The 17,833-nt window shown below is 45.5% G+C and carries 13 protein-coding genes; 1 reads left to right on the top strand and 12 read right to left on the bottom strand.

What is annotated here, in order from left to right; translation table 11 throughout:
• Nucleotides 1–408: 408 nt before the first annotated feature.
• Nucleotides 409–1,581, bottom strand: coding sequence for an acetyl-CoA C-acyltransferase FadA (gene fadA, locus P6910_RS12045; RefSeq protein WP_317146483.1), 1,173 nt, complete (start codon nucleotides 1,579–1,581; stop codon nucleotides 409–411).
• Nucleotides 1,582–1,643: 62 nt separating this feature from the next.
• Entirely contained in the window at nucleotides 1,644–3,797 is a 2,154-nt protein-coding gene (gene fadB, locus P6910_RS12040; protein ID WP_317146482.1) for a fatty acid oxidation complex subunit alpha FadB, read from the bottom strand.
• A gap of 505 nt (nucleotides 3,798–4,302) precedes the next feature.
• Here fadB and P6910_RS12035 point away from each other — a divergent pair.
• Complete coding sequence (locus P6910_RS12035) at nucleotides 4,303–4,752, top strand: universal stress protein (RefSeq protein WP_317146481.1); 450 nt, start codon at nucleotides 4,303–4,305, stop codon at nucleotides 4,750–4,752.
• A 253-nt stretch (nucleotides 4,753–5,005) separates the two neighbouring features.
• Here P6910_RS12035 and P6910_RS12030 read toward each other — a convergent pair whose 3' ends face one another.
• The 10 genes from P6910_RS12030 to P6910_RS11985 form a co-directional block, all read right to left on the bottom strand.
• Nucleotides 5,006–6,745 carry a hypothetical protein gene (locus P6910_RS12030; RefSeq protein WP_317146480.1) on the bottom strand — a complete coding sequence of 580 codons (1,740 nt, stop codon included), beginning with the start codon at nucleotides 6,743–6,745 and terminating at the stop codon, nucleotides 5,006–5,008.
• Nucleotides 6,746–7,057: 312 nt separating this feature from the next.
• Nucleotides 7,058–8,866 (bottom strand): hypothetical protein, encoded by a 1,809-nt coding sequence (locus P6910_RS12025; protein ID WP_317146479.1) that lies wholly within the window; start codon nucleotides 8,864–8,866, stop codon nucleotides 7,058–7,060.
• A gap of 416 nt (nucleotides 8,867–9,282) precedes the next feature.
• The gene (locus P6910_RS12020; protein ID WP_317146478.1) at nucleotides 9,283–11,070 is read right to left on the bottom strand and encodes a hypothetical protein; all 1,788 of its coding nucleotides are present in this window, start codon (nucleotides 11,068–11,070) and stop codon (nucleotides 9,283–9,285) included.
• Nucleotides 11,071–11,555: 485 nt separating this feature from the next.
• Nucleotides 11,556–12,464, bottom strand: a complete 909-nt coding sequence (locus P6910_RS12015; protein WP_317146477.1) for an AAA family ATPase — start codon at nucleotides 12,462–12,464, stop codon at nucleotides 11,556–11,558.
• 16 nt (nucleotides 12,465–12,480) lie between these two features.
• On the bottom strand, nucleotides 12,481–12,942 hold the full coding sequence (locus P6910_RS12010) for a hypothetical protein (protein ID WP_317146476.1): 462 nt from the start codon (nucleotides 12,940–12,942) through the stop codon (nucleotides 12,481–12,483).
• Nucleotides 12,943–12,969: 27 nt separating this feature from the next.
• On the bottom strand, nucleotides 12,970–13,410 hold the full coding sequence (locus P6910_RS12005) for a hypothetical protein (RefSeq protein ID WP_317146475.1): 441 nt from the start codon (nucleotides 13,408–13,410) through the stop codon (nucleotides 12,970–12,972).
• Nucleotides 13,411–13,713: 303 nt separating this feature from the next.
• Nucleotides 13,714–14,340, bottom strand: a complete 627-nt coding sequence (locus tag P6910_RS12000; protein ID WP_317146474.1) for a recombinase family protein — start codon at nucleotides 14,338–14,340, stop codon at nucleotides 13,714–13,716.
• Nucleotides 14,341–14,595: 255 nt separating this feature from the next.
• Nucleotides 14,596–14,880, bottom strand: coding sequence for a type II toxin-antitoxin system RelE/ParE family toxin (locus P6910_RS11995; protein ID WP_317146473.1), 285 nt, complete (start codon nucleotides 14,878–14,880; stop codon nucleotides 14,596–14,598).
• Nucleotides 14,877–15,167, bottom strand: coding sequence for a hypothetical protein (locus tag P6910_RS11990; protein ID WP_317146472.1), 291 nt, complete (start codon nucleotides 15,165–15,167; stop codon nucleotides 14,877–14,879). The genes P6910_RS11995 and P6910_RS11990 overlap by 4 nt, the downstream gene beginning before the upstream one ends.
• Before the next feature lie 666 nt (nucleotides 15,168–15,833).
• Complete coding sequence (locus P6910_RS11985) at nucleotides 15,834–17,666, bottom strand: hypothetical protein (protein WP_317146471.1); 1,833 nt, start codon at nucleotides 17,664–17,666, stop codon at nucleotides 15,834–15,836.
• Nucleotides 17,667–17,833 lie beyond the last annotated feature (167 nt).

Raw genomic sequence — 17,833 nt, 5'->3', positions numbered from 1 at the left:
CAAGAAAGGTCGGGAATTGAAAATTGTTTCAATATATAAGGTCAAGAAAAACATCGGTCAAGGAAAACCCTGCAATGATCCTGAATTTTTCTCGAACGACCCTCTTATTTATCGTTTCACAGCCTCAATGATTAATCCAGCCAGTTATAAGCAATAATTTCCTTGAATATCAAAAGATTATTTAATTACTGTGAAGCCTGGCAGATTTCATGACGATCATTGACGGGAAAAAATGTCGGGTTTTACCGACAAAACGGTTTATGCAGACATTGAAAAAGATACTCATTTTCGAAGAGGAGTTTCTGCATAAAAATACATAATAGAGGAAGACCCCGGAATAGAATTCCGGGGCGGGTACTTTCAGGCAGGGTCAGCCAGACAGGTACCTGCCTGGCAAAGGCCGACGCCTTACAGACGTTCAAACACCGTAGTAATACCCTGACCCAGACCTACACACATGGTAGCTATACCAATCGTACCGTTGTTCTGCTTCATTACGTTCAGCAGGGTACCGGAGATTCGGGCACCGGAGCATCCGAAGGGGTGACCCAGGGCAATAGCGCCACCGTTCAGATTCACCTTCTCATCCATCTTGTCGAGTAGATTCAGGTCCTTCAGGACAGGCAGTGCCTGAGCAGCAAAGGCTTCATTCAACTCAACATGATCAATATCATCGATAGTCAGCCCTGCACGCTCCAGAGCTTTCTTGGTGCTGGGCACAGGTCCGTAACCCATGATGGACGGATCAACACCGGCAACTGCCATGGAACGAATTACAGCCATTGGCTGAAGACCCAGATCCTGTGCACGCTGTGCAGACATAACGATCATGCAGGAAGCACCATCGGTAATCTGGGAAGACGTACCAGCTGTCACTGTCCCTTTCGGGTTAAAGGCAGGCTTTAACTGCGCCAGTCCTTCGAGTGTGGTTTCAGGACGGATCGTCTGATCTTCAGTGAAAACTGCCAGATTGCCATCATCATCATGCCCCTGCATAGGGATGATCTCATCTTTGAAGTGACCTGCTTTGGTCGCTTCCCAGGCTCTCATGTGAGATCTCACACCAAATTCATCCTGGGCTTCACGGGTAATGCCGTGCATCAGACCGAGCATTTCTGCAGTCAGGCCCATCATACCAGCAGCTTTGGCAGCGTATTTGGACAGGCGCGGGTTAGGATCTACTCCGTGCATCATGCCCACATGACCCATGTGCTCAACACCACCTACAACAAAGACATCACCGTTACCGGTTTGAATAGCCTGAGCAGCGGTGTGCAGTGCACTCATGGAAGAACCACAAAGACGGCTGACAGTCTGGGCTGATGAAGTATGAGGAATCGGAGTCATCAAAGATGCCATACGGGCGACGTTCCAACCCTGCTCCAGAGTCTGGTTGACACAACCCCAGATCACGTCTTCAACTTCTTCAGGATTAACACCGGGATTACGGTTCAAAACTCCGGTGATAAGGTTGGCAGACAGGTCATCGGCACGAACATTCCGGTACATGCCACCCTTGGAGCGACCCATAGGGGTCCGGCCATAGTCTACGATTACGGCGTCTCTCGGATTAAGGCTCATAGTCAATTCTCTCTTAAATCTGTTGATCGTGATTAACCACTTTTTCTGTGGCTCAAGGCTGTTTACGCGCCGTAAAACGTTTTGCCTTCACGGGCCATTTCCCGCAGCTTTTCAGTGGGCTGATACAGAGGACTGATGTGAGCGTACTGATCAGCCAGTTCAACGAACTTGTCGACACCCATGCTATCGATGTACTTCAGGGCACCGCCACGGAAAACCGGGAAGCCGATGCCGTTGAGCAGAGCCAGGTCAGCCTCGGCGGGCGTATCAACAATGCCGTCTTCCAGTGTGCGAACGGTTTCCATACACAGCGGAATCATCATGCGATCAATAATTTCCTGTGTCTCAAACTCACGACTTTCGCCAGCCACTTCAGAGAGAAGTTCATAAGCCGTTTCGTCAACCACCTTTTTGGGCTTACCCTTCTTGTCCTGCTCGTACTTGTAGAAGCCGACATTGGTTTTTTGTCCGTAACGCCCATTCTCGAACATCACATCAATAGCGTTCTTCCAGTCACGGGACATACGATCAGGGAAACCTTCAGCCATCACTTTTTCCGCATGAGAGCCGGTATCGATACCTACAACGTCAAGCAGGTAAGCAGGACCCATGGGCCAACCGAATTTCTCCATGACTTTATCGACTTGCAGGAAGTCGGCACCGTCTTTCACCAGCGCAGCGAAACCGCCAAAGTACGGGAAGAGCACCCGGTTAACCAGGAACCCCGGGCAGTCATTTACAACGATGGGAACCTTACCCATCTTCTTGGCATAAGCAACAACCGTTGCCACCGTTTCTTCGCTGGTCTTCTCACCACGAATCACTTCAACCAGAGGCATTGCGTGAACCGGGTTAAAGAAGTGCATGCCACAGAATTTTTCTGGTCTTTTCAGATCTTTAGCCAGTTCTGTTATAGAAATGGTTGAAGTATTTGAGGCCAGAACAGCGTCCTCACTGACGTGATTTTCTACTTCGCCCAGGACTGCTCTTTTAACATTGAGGTTCTCGACAACGGCTTCCACAACAACATCAACATCACCAAACTCACTGTACGACAGAGTTGGAACAATGTGATTAAGAACCTCACCCATTTTCAGAGGGTCCATACGACCACGGGCCACTCGTTTGGACAGCAGCTTGCTGGCCTCGGTCAGCCCCAGGTTCAGACCTTCCTGAGCGATGTCTTTCATCAGGATGGGAGTGCCTTTGTAAGCAGACTGGTAAGCAATACCACCACCCATGATGCCGGCACCCAGAACAGCGGCCTTCTCAACTTTTCCTGCCTGTTTGGTCAGCTCCTTGGTCTTCTTCTTGAGCATCTGGTCGTTCAGGAACAGACCCACCAGAACATCAGACACAGGTGTCTTGGCCAACTTGATGAAACCTTCAGCCTCCACTTTGAGGGCTTCGTCTCTTGGCAGCTCGGCATGCTTTTTGATCGCTTTGACAGAAGCCACAGGTGCTGGCATATGAGGACCAGCCTGCTGCTTGACAACCGCCATGGTTGTTTCAAAAGCCATCAGGGATTCCAGCAAAGGTAGCTTGAGAGGTGCGCGTTTCTCATCCTTACGGGCATTGAAGTCCAGCTCACCTGCAAGGCAGCGTTTGATGATAGCTACTGCTGAATCCACCAGTTTCTCGGTTTCAACGACTGCGTCTACAGCGCCTACTTTCAGAGCCGCATCAGGCTTCTGCTCACGACCGGCAGCAATCCACTCAACAGCGTTATCAACACCGATCAAACGTGGCAAACGGACAGTCCCACCCCATCCCGGGTAGATGCCCAGTTTAACCTCAGGCAGACCGACACCGCCTTTGTTGGACAGAACACGGTAGTCAGCACACAGGCAGATCTCAAAACCACCACCCAGAGCGCTGCCATTGATGGCGGCAACGGTCGGCATATCCAGATCTTCAAAACTGCTGAAGACCTGGTTTACACCCATGACCATCTCCATCAGTTCACTGTCTTCCTGACGGAAGTTGGAGGTGAACTCCTTGATATCAGCACCGACAATGAAAACGCCTTCCTTGCCGCTGGTAAGAACGACACCCTTAATGGTGCCGTCCGACTTGATGGCCTGGACTGCAGCATTCAGATCCTCAATGGCAAGCCGGTTGAACTTGTTCACCGACTCCCCTTCCAGGTCAAATCTCAACTCAGCGATGCCGCTTTCAAGTGCCAGAACCTTGAACGCTTTCCCCTGATATATCATTTATCTCTCTCCGGACGGATTGAAAAAGGTTGCCCTGATAACTGACGTCTGAACAAATGGCGCCAGAAGTCTGACTGAGAATAGTGCCTTTAACAAAAATGGCAGATTATTCTCAGTAAGACTCCTGGTGAATGCATCTCAGACAGTGTTCGCCAGAAATTCATACAACCGTTTGAATTTTTGAGCCTACCTTCTTTGAATTCTTTATCAATGTCAAGGAAATGAATACCAATATATCCGCAAAAATACTGATTCAGAACAAATCACCGTTGCAAATTTACTTGGACAACTCCAGCTACAGCCATACAATGTAGGCGTTTGGTCTATGATGCCTGCAGCAAAACGAAACTTTATATCACAACTTCATATCGCAACTTTATGTAGCTGTATAGAGTGCACAGCCATGATCCGGAGATGCAGCTCACCGGCTCAGATGACAAAAATGGCTACGAAACTGGATTGAGCTGCATTTCTCTGAAAAACACCGGGAAGAGAGAGACAGTCTATGAGTCAATATAACCATATACTCGTTGCTATTGATCTGTCTGACGAGGCAGACGATGTTCTGGATAAAGCAAAGTCTCTTGCAGAAACCTACCAGGCGAGACTGACTCTGGTGCATGTGGTTGAACCACTGAGTGTGGCTTATGGCAGTGATATCCCACTGGATCTCACAACCCTTCAGGATGAAATCACCCAGCAGGCCAGAGAGCGTATTTCGCGTTTGGCAGAGAGTATTAATCTGGACAAGGGCGAACAGCATGTCGTTTATGGCCGCCCGGAAAGAGAAGTACATCGCATCGCTGACGAATCAGACGTTGACCTGATCGTTGTTGGAAGCCACGGCAGGCACGGTCTGGCCCTGATCCTCGGCTCAACATCAACCAGCATTCTGCATGGTGCGGGCTGTGACGTTCTGGCGGTAAGAGTGGGTAAAAATAACAACCATAAATAAGTACTCAACCATACGAAATCATATTTTCTGACTCATTGTTCAGGCACTCTGACTGCGTTGCAACTCTGGTCACATAGCTTGCTATGTTCCCGTCGTTGCGCCTTGCAGAGCACCTGCCCAATAAGCCAGAAATATTCGATTCCGTATGGCTGATTACTTAAGAACAGAAGTGGTGAGTTAACATTTAGCAGATATCTGTTCTTAAGACTGCACGCTGCTGACTGTTGACTCCCGACTTAATAAAAATAGTATCTCATGGTTGAGGACTTGTTTGCATCTTCCTTAAATAATCGAGCCACTTCGTGAATGCCATCAAATAATATAGACGTTTTATCAGATCTCTTTTCTGTAACTTTGCTGCCTTGTCACGTAGACGTTTTCTCAGTTCTTTTCTCTGTAACTTTGCTGCCTCGTCCATGGCTTCATTAGCTTGTTCAGCGTCATTAGAGCCAATAGATGTGTCAGAAGGAAGCAGGCCAATAGTTGTGTCAGGAAGCAGTTCCCATAATTCAAATGATTGAAACACCAGATCCTTAAATCCAACAATGAGGATTTCCAGTATGACGCAATAATCATTTTGATCAGGAAAAACTTTGTGTAATTGTTGGTTTATATAATATTTGATGTGTACCAATAGTTTTCGAAATAATTTAGGTTCCAGATTTCCCAAAGCATTGTATGTTAGAGTTATCCAATTCTCGATTCTTTTAAATAATTCCTTTTCTTTGCGCTCATAGTTATAAAAGGTTGTCGTTTTGCCTGATGCTCTGAAATATTTCTTTATATTATCAATTTCTGTCTCTACGTATGAACACCTTGAATGATCGAAAGGGTCAAGCATCAGACTTATGACATCAATCAGATTCAAGAACTGATTACCCCAGGCCACTAATTCAGGTTCTTCATTACCATACTCTTGTATTAGCTCCAGCATATGATCAGCTGATCTTTGCTGTCGCTTATAGATCGCTATTCTATGACTATTAATGTTCTTGTTGAGTAGTTTGGCAGCGTCCCTTAATAATGAATCGACTAATACATCATTGGATTGCCCAGACTCTAAGGGAGCCTCCAATTGCTGCAAAAGTTTCATACGTTCTGTTTCAAAAGATTTCAGACCGGAAAAGATTGAAGACGATTCTGCAACATTTTCTTTTAAAACATTTTTATCTTTTATCGGTTTACTTTTACCTAAAAGCTCATCTTTATGCCAGTGAAGTCTGGATATTCCAGCTATTTCAGCAGCGTGAAGCAGGAGTGAAGTAAAAAAAACATGGGTCCTTTGAGAGGAAGCTCCGCTTGAATTTATGGCTGCATAGTAAGCCAACAGCAAATACGCGAGGTTCTCTTGTTGTTGCGAATTGTTAAGATCGACAGGAGACAGAGTACCCTGGATATAAGATAGAGCCTCCATGATTGCATTCTGATTTTGATCAAGGTCAACGTGAAGACTAGCCTTGACTTGCTCAATCATGCTTGCAATGGTCAGATTATTACCCGGGGGCATTTCCGGAATGTTGTTCAACAGCGTGGTTAGAGTGTCTTCTGAGAGGCCTGAATTTAATTTGCGGATAATTTCTGCAATTTGTTCACGGGACATTGGCGGCAGCGAAAGGTTCATCAAAGGCTGCATCTGCGCTGCTTCAGCTCCCTGTGGTTCTTCCTGAACCTCAATCTCATTGACGTCTTGTTCATTCCCGGTGTTCATAGCAAAGATAAGATTGGTATCATTTGGGGTGACTAAGGGAAACCTCCCTGTAAGAGCATTATGGTTAATCAAATCGGATAGAAAGTCGGACTCTTTTGTTCCCTTTCCTTCAAAAAATCCTTCATCCACCGGCGTTAATAAAGGGTTTGCTGCCAGCAATGCCATACAGGGGCAAGCCATGATAATACCAAGGGAACCGGCGACTAGCTGACTAGCCCTGGTACAATGGGTGAATATTGATAGCCTTATTGTTTTTGATAATTGAGAAATGGAGTGGCTGATCATTCTACTTCCTTAAAGGTTTGAAGCACCCTCGGAAAGTAGACCAAGGATCACAATAATGCTCAATTCTTGTCACGAATATCAGATCTGACACTCACCGGCGCATTGCCTTCTCTGGGAGGCTGTCGGAATTAAGCGTCCGTCTGGGCGACCCCGTCTGGGCGACCCCGTCTAGGCGACCCCGTCCAGGCGACCTCATAGCGAGGATTGCGAGAAATTTTCAGACCAATTTATCGCAACCGAACGACAGTATAAATGCAGGAGCCAGAGCAGCGCAGGAGCAGTTGCTGCGTGGAATTTACACCTTCTGCTGTATCAATCCCAATCCAGCTCAAAATAATCCCAGTCAGAATAACTGCTGGAATCACTACTATCAGTGTAACTACTTTCAGATTCACTCTGGTAATCGAATTCAGAAACCTCCGTACTCCAACCAATTAAATAATCGAGCCATTTCGAAAATTCATTCAATGAATCCATGCGTTTCGTCAGGACTCTTTTCTCTAACTTTGCTACCTCGTCATTCAGACGTTTTATCAGTTCTTTTTTCTGTAACTTTACTTCCTCGTCATACGTGGCTTCGTTAGCTTGTTCAGAGTCTATAAAGCCAATAGTTGTATCTGGAAGCAGTTGCCATAAATCAATTGATTGCACCACCAGAGCCTTAAATCCTATAGTGAGGGTTGCCAGTATGGCGAGATAATCATTTTTATCAGGAAAAGCTACATGTAATTCTTGGCATATATAATTTTTGATGTGTACCAATAGTTTTAGAAATGATTCAGGTTCCAGATCCCCCAGGTCAATCATTATTTCTACTATTCCTTTCCTGATTTCTTTAAATAAATTCTTTGTTATGTGCTCATGGTTATAAAAGGTTGTCTTTTTACCTGATACTCTGAAATATTCCTCTATGTTATCAATAGCTGCAGTTAGGTCTATTAACCTTATATGATCGAAAGGGTCAAGCATCAGGCTTATGACATCAATCAACTTCAAGTACTGATTGCCCCAAGCCACTAATTCAGGTCTTACGCCACCATATGCTCGTATTAGCTCCAGCATATGCTCAGCTGATCTTCGCTGTCGTTCATATTTCGGTATTCCGCACTTGTCAATGTCGCGGTTTAGCAATTTGACAGCGTCTCTTAATAATCCATCGACTGATGCATTATCGGGTTGTCCAGACTCTAAGGGATTCTGCAATTGTTGCAAAAGCTTAATGCGTTCTATTTCAAAAGATTTAAGACCAGAAAAGACTGAAAATGATTTTGCAACATTTTCTTTTAAAAGATTTTTATCTTCTATTGGTTTACGTTTACCTAGCAGTACCTCTTTATGCCAGTGGAGTCTGGATAGTCCAGCTACTTCAGCAGCGTGAAGCAGGAATGAAGTAAAAAAAACATGGGCTCTTTGAGAGGAAGCTCCACTTGAATTTATGGCTGCATAGTAAGCCACCAGCAAATACGCGAAGCTCTTTTGTTGTTGTGAATTGTTAAGATCGACAGGAGACAGGGTACCCAAGATATAAGATAAAGTTTTCATAATTGCATTCTGATTTTCATCAAGGTCAATCTGAAGACTACCCTTGACTTGCTCAATCATGCTTGCAATGGTCAGATTATTACCCGGGGGCATTTCCGGAATGTTGTTCAACAGAGTGGTTAGAGTGTCTTCTGAGAGGCCTGAATTTAATTTGCGGATAATTTCTGCAATTTGTTCACGGGACATTGGTGGCAGCGAAAGGTTGATCAAAGGCTGCATCTGCGGTGCTTCAGCTCCCTGCGGTTGTTCCTGAACCTGACTCTCATTGACGTCTGGCTCATTCCCGGTGTTCATGGCAAAGATAAGATTGGTATCATTTGGGGTGACTAAGGGAAATCTCCCCGTAAGAGTATTGTGGTTAATCAAGTCGGATAGAAAGTCAGACTCTTTTGCTCCCTTTTCTACAAAAAATCTTTCATCCACCGGCGTTAATAAAGGGTTTGCTGCCAGCAATGTCATACAGGGGCAAGCCATGATAACACCAAGAGAACCTGCGACTAGCTGATTAGCCCTGGTAAGATGGGTGATTATTGATAGCCTTGTTGTTTTTGATAATTGAGAAATGGAGTGGCTGATCATTCTACTTCCTTAAGGGTTTGAAACCCCTCGTAAAATAGACCAGGGATCGCAATAATGCTCAATTCTGTTCACGAATATCAAATCTGACACTCATCGGTTCATTGTCGTCTTTCGGAGCCTGTCGGCTTTAGCGTCCGCAGCGACGATTACAAGAAATTTTCAAATCAATTATCGCAACCGAACGGCTGCATGAATGCAGGAGTCAGAGCAACGCAGGAACAGTTGCCGTATGGGACAGTCCGATAGACTCCTGGCGTCAGGTCAAATATTATTGAGCTTGTTCAGCCAGCAATAAGAATACTGGCTTGTGTTAATGGCAAGCAACCACATTATCGGGAGATTTTCCGGGATCTGGAACATCCGTTCATACTTGCGAACATTTCACATACTGATTTGCACCTTCTGGCGAGTCAATGTCAATCCTTTTCAGATTCACTCCCGTCAGAGTAACTTCTGGAATCACTAAGATCAGTATCACTTCTTTCAGATTCACTACTGTATGTGTAATCAGGAACACATGTCCTGCTACCAAAGAACCAATCGAGCCATTGTACGAATTCATTCAAGTATTTTAGGCGTTTTTGCAGGTATTTTTTCTTCCTCTCTATTCTACCAAGATCTTCTCCTTTTGCCGCTTCATTATACCCGGCTTCGCCAGCTTGCTCAGAGATATCATTAATTGTAACAGAAAGCCGTAACCATAATTGATATGATTGTTCATGCAGGGACCTGAATCCTGTGGTGAGGGTTTCCACTATAACCTGATGATGCTTTTTATTAGTAAAAGTAACGTGCAGCTGTCGCGCTAAATAGCTTTTTAAGTATTGAATGACTATTTTAAATGATTTATGACTTTGATTTTCCTGGTCGAACGTTGCGTCTACTATTACTTTTTTTATTTCTTTTAGTAACTCCCTACTTTTTCCACTCGCGTGAGAGATAAAGGTTGTCCTCTTATCTGATTTTTTAAAATAGCTGTCTATGTTATCAATCTTTTCTAACAAATCTGCATTTTCCGAAGCGAAAGGGTCAAGCATCAGTCCTATGAGATCAATTAAACTCAAGAACTGATTATTCCAGGCTACTAATTCAGGTTCATCTTCACCAAATTCTTCGATAAGATCGAGCATTTGCTCAGCTGACGTTATATGTGGCTTACACATTGATAGTTCGTTCCTATCAATCTCATGATTGAGCAGTTTGGTAGCGTCACTTAGTATGATATCGACCAATTCTACTGAGCGATCCTCAAATGGATCCTCAAATGGATCCTCAAATAGATCTTTATACTGCAAAAACCTAAAGCGTTCTTTTTCTAAAGACGTCAAAACGTAGAATAATGGATATGATTTTGCAATATTAACTTTTAAAACATCTTTATCTTTTATCGGTTTATTTCCACCTAATAGTTTAATTTTTTGTCTGTGAAGAATAGATATTCCAGCTATGTTAGCTGCGTGAAGCAGGAATGAATTAAAAAAAACATGGGCTCTGCGCATAGAAGCACCACTTGAATTTATGGCTGCATAGTAAGCCAGCAGCAAATATGTGTGACTCATCTGTTGTTGCGAATTGTTCGGATTGACAGGAGACTCGGTAGCCTGGATATGAGATAGAGCTCCTATGATTGCATTCTGATTTTGGTTAACGTCAACGCGAAGACTAGACTTCACTTGCTCAATCATGCTTGCGATGGTCAGGTTATCAGCAGGGGGCATTTCCGGAATATTGTTCAACAGAGTGTTTAGAGTGTCTTCTGATAGGCCTGGATTTAATTTGCGGATAATTTCTGCAATTTGTTCGCGGGACATTGGCGGCAGCGAAAGGTTCATCAAAGGCTGCATCTGCGCTGCTTCAGCTCCCTGCGGTTGTTCCTGAACCTGACTCTCATTGACGTCTAGCTCATTCCCGGTGTTCATGGCAAAGATAAGATTGGTATCATTTGGGGTGACTAAGTGAAACCTCCCTGTAAGAGCATTATGGTTAATCAAATCGGATAGGAAGTCAGACTCTTTTGTTCCCTTTCCCTCAAAAAACCTCTCATCCACCGACGTTAATAAAGGGTTTGCTGCCAGCAATGTCATACAGGGGCTAGTCATAATAATACCAAGGAAACCTGCGACTAGCTGATTAGTCTTGGTACGATAAGAAAATACTGATGACTTTGTTGTTTTTGGTAATTCAGTTATGGAGTGGCTGATCACTCTAACTCCTCAAGTGTTCGAACGTCTCTCGAAAAGTAGTCCAGGGATCACAACTATGCTCAATTTTGTATTTCAGGAGCTTGTTTGACTTAAGCCCGTCCTTTTCGCTAACTACTCCTGCATTGCTTTAGTTCCTGAACCCATGCAGTCATCTGGTTGCAATGAACAGGCATAAAAACCCCTTCTTCTTCGTCAAATAGCCCGCTATTTTAGAGGCGGTAATTTTTATCCTCATTTAAATGTACGTCCGAGCAAAGCAAAATTTTCACTGCCGGGTTCGCTCTTCGATCTAGTTGTAGCTGCTTGCAAACAAGATCAGCTTTGCCTGCAAACAGAGGCCCTTTCGTGCCCGAATTAACTGAGAATAAGGGCTTGGCTATGCTCACTTTAAGTGAGAATGTGCCCGAATTCAGTGATAACAGATTGCAAACAGACCGCCCTGCCCACATTAAATGAGAATAAGCTGACCCTTTGATAGCTGGAGCCTACAGGCTGATTCCCTGGCTTTGAAGTTGGGTCATGAGTTCATCCCGTTGTGTTGCTGGCAGATTGCCTTTGATGAAATTCCGGACTTCACTTGCTTTGATATCAAGGACTTCAGCCAAAGCCCGAATATCGTATCCCTGGCGAATAAGCTGGGCTTCAGGACTGTTAAGGTCAACGGCCAGCACTGAAGTAATCCGCTCTGCTGTGATGGGCTGGATGCCGACCCGATAACTTTCCGCAAGAGCTATCCCCAGATACTGGTTGATCTGAAGGGGCGTTGAGAGGTGGTCAGCCAGATAGTTGAGTGCTTCAGGCTGAATAATGGTGTCGGTTTTGGTTTTGCCTTCAAAACATTGTTTGAACAGCCACTGTATGTATTCCGGTTTGTTCTTCTGAACCCCTTCCAGCATAAAGATAGTGGCCCGGGCTCCAATTTCTTCCATGGTAGGCCGCTTCAGGTCATTAGACAGTTTGGGATGACCAGCCAAAACAATGGAGAGCGTTCCGCCCGCCCCCTGAATCACTTCTATCAACCGTTTCAGTGCAATCAGTGTTTTACCATGCAAGTCATGGGCTTCATCAACAAACAGCACCACAGGCTTTTTCTTGTTCTTGATCAGGTCTCTCAACTCCCTTTCTCGTTGTTCAGGTTGTGAAGGGATTTTTTCGTTCTTGCTGCGTCTCAGGTCGCAGAACAAGGCTGAAATCAAGGTTCCCAGGTTCAGCCGATTTTTTTCAACAGAGAGCGATTGACTGACCAGAATATCCTTCTCTTTACTGAGCAGACTATGGACATGCCTCAACACCCGGGTTTTCCCACACCCTACAATCCCTGCCAGCGCGATCAAGCAACCGTGTTTTATATGGTGTCGGATTTCCTTGAGGGTGTGTGGGTATTCCGGAGCCATCCGGCCACCAATTCCGTTAACATTCGGCCACCCATTCCGTTAGTATCCGGCCACTGATTCCGTTGCATTCGGCCACCCCTTTTCGGGCCAGTGGCATGCCAATGTAATCTGCTATGGCTCTGCGCGCCGTCAGTGAGTCTGGCCAATGGTATTCTGTAAAGGGGTCTTGAACCTGAAATGGCACAGAAGCAGGTTGATCTTCTGACTCCAAAGACAACAGCTTTGTTGGCAACCCCATTTCCTGATAAGCCGCATCGGGAAGAGACAGCACTTTGGCCAGTCCTTCAATGCGATCAGCGCGCTCTTCTCGAACCGTTTTCTTTTGGGCTCGATACTTATGCAGAGGTATAGGGCCTCCGGACGGATAGAAAGGACCGAACCGTTTACCCTGATGTTCAACAAACAGTTCTTCATCATAGAGCCCCCACCAGATGACCGCTGTTTCACCCGCCAGTTCCGAACTCAACAGGTAGTTCACACCGTTAATGCTTGTTGAGATAACTCATCACCCGGTGGAAACCTGGCTTCTTGTAATGGGTCCATTATCCATGTAAATCATGTCCGGAATCCCATGAGGGAAGTCGTTACTCTCTTTCGGTGACATAGCCGTGAACAGAAACCGCAAAGCGGCTTCCACGTCTTCACCATAAACACAATGATACTCTTGGTAAGCTGCACCACTGCGATCATCCACAACACTGTAAATCATCAGGGTAGGCGAGCCCGAACCATCTCGAATCCAAGATGGCCGCTTGATGTGCTTTAGGTCTGAGGGGCTCAGATCAAAGTGCCAGCATTCATTACTCTTCAGGGCCTGAAAACGGACGGCTGGGGGTTGTCGGGAAAGTGTGGCCCGATCATATCCCCACTCGCGGAGGTATTTTTCAATCGTTGTGCGCTTCAACTGTCCGGGTGAGGCTTTCAGCAAGCCCTGGTCTGTTTCCACACCAAAGGTTTCCAGTAGCTTGATGGCTTGAGTGGTTGGCAGGCAGCGCTGTTTTTTATTACAGGTCCTGACCTTAATGGCGGCGATAACCTCACAGTACGCTCCAGCTCCTTATGAGACATAACCCGGGGCAGACCGCAATCACTTCGTTTTGTTGAAGCTGGCTTCCCGATTTTCCGAAGCGCACGGTACAGACTGGCTTGAGAAACCCCGTATAGTTCAGCCGCTTCCCGGATAATGGTGCGCTTTTCAGGGCTTCGAGGCGAGAGGGTCAACCGTCTCCGATGAATATCCTGTAGGGCTTCAGAGGGTATCGCTTTTCTGTTCATGGGGCACAACCCCCTCAACACTTTCGCTACCTATGGGTACACCTCGATAGCGAAGATAGGAATACAGGGTGGACTTGCAAATGCCCAGCTGGCTGGCAATGTCATCCACCGTCAGATGCCCCTCCTTGTACAGTGTCTCAGCAGCACAGGCTACTTTCTGGGCTTGAGGTGAAAGCCCTTTCGGACGGCCTCCCTTTCGGCCACGTAATCTTGCTGAAGCCAAACCGATACGGGTTCGTTCCCGAATAATCTCCCGTTCAAATTCAGCCAGAGCCGCAAATAGGTTAAAGCTCAGCCTTCCCTGTGGAGTCGAGGTATCAACGGGGTCATTCAGACTCACCAATCCGACATTCTGTTCATGAAGTTGACTCACCAGACCGACCAGATGACGCAAGGATCGTCCCAGTCGATCCAGCTTGCAAATGACCAGAGAATCCCCCGGCCTGATCGAATCTAACAGACTATCCAGCCCTGGACGCTCCGCCCGGGCTCCACAGGCAATGTCCTGGAATACTTTCTGACAACCGGCAGCATTGAGTGCATCAATTTGAGAGGTCAGGTTCTGGTCACTGGTACTGACTCGGGCATACCCAATTTTCATCGCAAGCCGCTCACAATAGTAGGGAATACTCAACTGTTCATGAGAAAGGTAGACGATTAAAAGATAAACGACGAATTTATACTATTTTTCAAGGTGCCTGGAAGAAGGTGTTTCAATGGGATACAGTCTGGAAAAACGATCGTTTTTTCAGACACTACTATCGTGCAAATTTCATAAATCGGGGAAACGCTCTATGGCAGTAATACCTGCGTCAAGTGCAGAAATATCAAGGGAAAGCGAATAGACGGTTTCTTATCAGGTACGGGTTGGCGGCCACTGTCGAGCAGTGTGGAGAACACGCAGCACGCGCACCAAGTCTTGGGTTATGTCGTAAATCAAAATGTAGTTCTGGTGCGCAATCGGCTCTCGCGTTCCCGTAACACGCCCAGGGCGACCAAGGCCAGGGTGATAGACCAGCCGCGAAGCCTTTTCCGATATCAACTCATCGAGGGCGAGGGCAGCGGCCGGGTTATCCTGGGCGATGTATTCCCGGATATCTTTTCGGTCGAGGCTGGCCGGTTTGGTCCAGACCAGCCTCACGAGCTAGAGCCTAACAGTTTGCGCTGCGTTTCTGCTCGCCATGCGGCAGCTTCGGCTTCCACGTCCTCAGCGACTATTAGCTCGCCCGCATTGGCCGAGTCTATGCCTGCCTGAACTTCGCGCCGAAACCATGCGTCATGCTCTGCTGCCTCCTGCTGCTGCCGTACAAAATCCCGCATGAAGTCACGGAGAAGTTGCGCCCCGCTACGGTCGCTAGATTTGGCCGCTTGGGCAAACTGGCTTTTCAAAGCGTCATCGACCCGGAAGGTAAAAGTTGCCTCGCTCATGGTTGTGTCCTTATGTGTTACAAGATAATTACACCGTAGCACATTGGCAGTTTTCCGTCTATTACACACCGTAGCGCGTATGGGTCATGTCACTGCGCCTCGCTCATCAATATAGTTTTACTTTACCAGTAACATGAAACAGTGCCGTGAAAACCGGCCTCCCTGCACACTTGCACAGACGAACTCATTATCCTGCTCTGCGGTGGTGACAAGGCTTCCCAGAAGCGAGATATCAGGCTCGCCAAAGAACTGGTAAAGCGTTGGAGCTAAAGCCATGAACAAAGAACTGCATGACTTGTAGGGCAGGTACAGCAAGGTATTTGAGTTATTCTCACTTAATGTGGGCAAGACGGGCTGTTTTCAGGCTGTTATCACTTAATTCGGGCATATTCTCACTTAATGAGAGCATGACCGGACTTTTATTCTCAGTTAATTCGGGCACAAAATGCCCCTTGTTTGCAGGCAAAGCCGCTCTTGTTTGCAAGCAGCTACATCTAGTCAGCTGTTTTTTGCTTTGGAATTTCCTGGATTTAACCGGCAAAACTTCAACAGCACTTTCCTGACGAGCAATTTAACAAGACAATAAGAGTCTCTGGGTGCTCCTATGATTTTGCATCAACTCGCTGACAGTCTGTTATCTTCTTTTCGTACTTGCGAACATTTCTCTTACTGAGTTACACCTTTTAGTGTAAAAAGATCACTCCGGCCTAAATCACTCCTGTCAGAATCACTCTCATCAAAATCTTCCCTGTCAGAATCTTCCCTGTCAGAATCACAACTTTCAGATTCACTATTGTAAGGACAATCAGAAAACAGTTTACTCCTGCCAAGGAGATGCTCGAGACATTGCACGAGCTCTTCAAGATACTTTAGCCGTTCTTGCAGGTGTTTTTTCCTCTTCTCTTTTTTGCTAAGCACTTTTCCTTCTTGTACCTTTGCCATCTCGTCATGTACGATTTCATCAGTCTGCCTGGTGGAATCAGAGCCAATAGTTGTATCACTAAGCACTGCCAATAACTCATATGATTGTTCCAGAAGAGCCCTGAATCCTGTAGTAAGGGTTACCATTATAACCAGGCAATCATTTTGATCAGTAAAAGTTAAGTGTAATTTTTGTACTACATATATTTTTATGTCTCGAATCAAATTTTTAAATAATTCAGGATCTTGATTTTCCTGGTGAACTATTGAATCCACTATGACTTTCTGAAATTCTTTAAACAATTCCTTTTTTTTGTATATGCCGAAGTGAAAGCTTGTCTTCTTACCTGATCTTCTAAAATAATCCTCCATGTCGACAATATGTCCATTTAGATCTTCATATTCTGGAGCAAAATGGTCAAGCATCAGGCTCATGATATCAATTAAATTAAAAAACTGATTACTCCATGCTACTAGTTCAGGCTCATTTCGACCATATTTCTCTATAAGATCCAGCATTCGCTCAGCTGTTTTTCGCTGTCGCTTATAAAGCGATATTGCGTTCCTGTCAATATCACGGTTAATCAGTTTGATAACGTCTCTTAATAGTGCATCGACCGAGATATCAGACTGCTCAGTCTCTGAGGCATTTTCTAATTGTTGCAAAAGTTTAATCCGTTCTGTTTGAAAATATTTCAGCCCAGAAAATACTGAAGATGATTTAGCAACATTTTCTTTTAAAACATCTTTATTTTTTATCGGTTTATCTTTACCCAGTAGTTTATCTTTTTTTAAGTGAAGTCTGAATATTCCAGCCATGTCAGCGGCGTGAAGCAGAAATGAAGTAAAAGTAGCACAGGCACTTTGAGGCGAAGCAGCACTTGAATTTATGGCAGTATAGTAACCCAGCATCAAATATGCGAAGCTCTGTTGTTGCTGCCTGTTATTCAGATTGACTGGAGACCCGGTACCCCGGATATGAGACAGAGTCTCCAGAATTGCATTCTGATTTTGATCAACCTGTACGTGGAGAGAAGACGCCACTTGCTCAATCATGCTTGCAATTGTCAGGTTATCACCCGGCGGCGCTTCCGGAATATTGTTCAACAGAATGGTTAAAGTGTCCTCCGGGAGGCCTGTATTCAATTTCCGGATAATTTCTGCAATTTGTTCACGGGACATCGGCGGGAGCGGAAGATACATTAAAGGCTGCATCTGCGGTGCTCCAGCTCCCTGCGGTTGTTCCTGATCCTCATTCTTATCTTCGCCTTGATCATTGCCATGATTCATGACGAAGATAAGATCATTATCATTCCCGGTGACTGAAGGGAACCATCCTTTCAGAGCATTATGGTTAATCAATCCGGATAGGTAGTCAGACTCTTTTGTTCCCTTTCCTCCAAAAAACCTCTCATCCACCGTTATTAATAAAGGGTTTGCTGCCATCAGCGCCGGGCAGAGACAAGCCATAATAACCGTACCAAGGGTGCCTGCGACTAGCTGTTTAGCCTTGGTACGATGGGAAAATTTTGATGACCTTGTTGTTTTTGGTAATTGAGTAATGGAGTGACTGATCATTCTGCCTCCTGAAACGTTCAAAAGCCCTTCGCAGGCTAGTCTAAGGATTGCAATAATGCTCAATTTTATGTATGGGTCACCAATATCCGATCTAAACACTCACCGGCTTATTGTCGTCTTTAGCGTCAGGTAACCTGCTCTCCTTAATGCTCTCCCTAAAGAGTACT

The organism is Endozoicomonas sp. 8E, assembly GCF_032883915.1.
Lineage (GTDB): Bacteria > Pseudomonadota > Gammaproteobacteria > Pseudomonadales > Endozoicomonadaceae > Endozoicomonas_A.
Note: the sequence above shows the minus strand (reverse complement) of the source record. Positions and strands in the feature narration are given on the sequence as shown.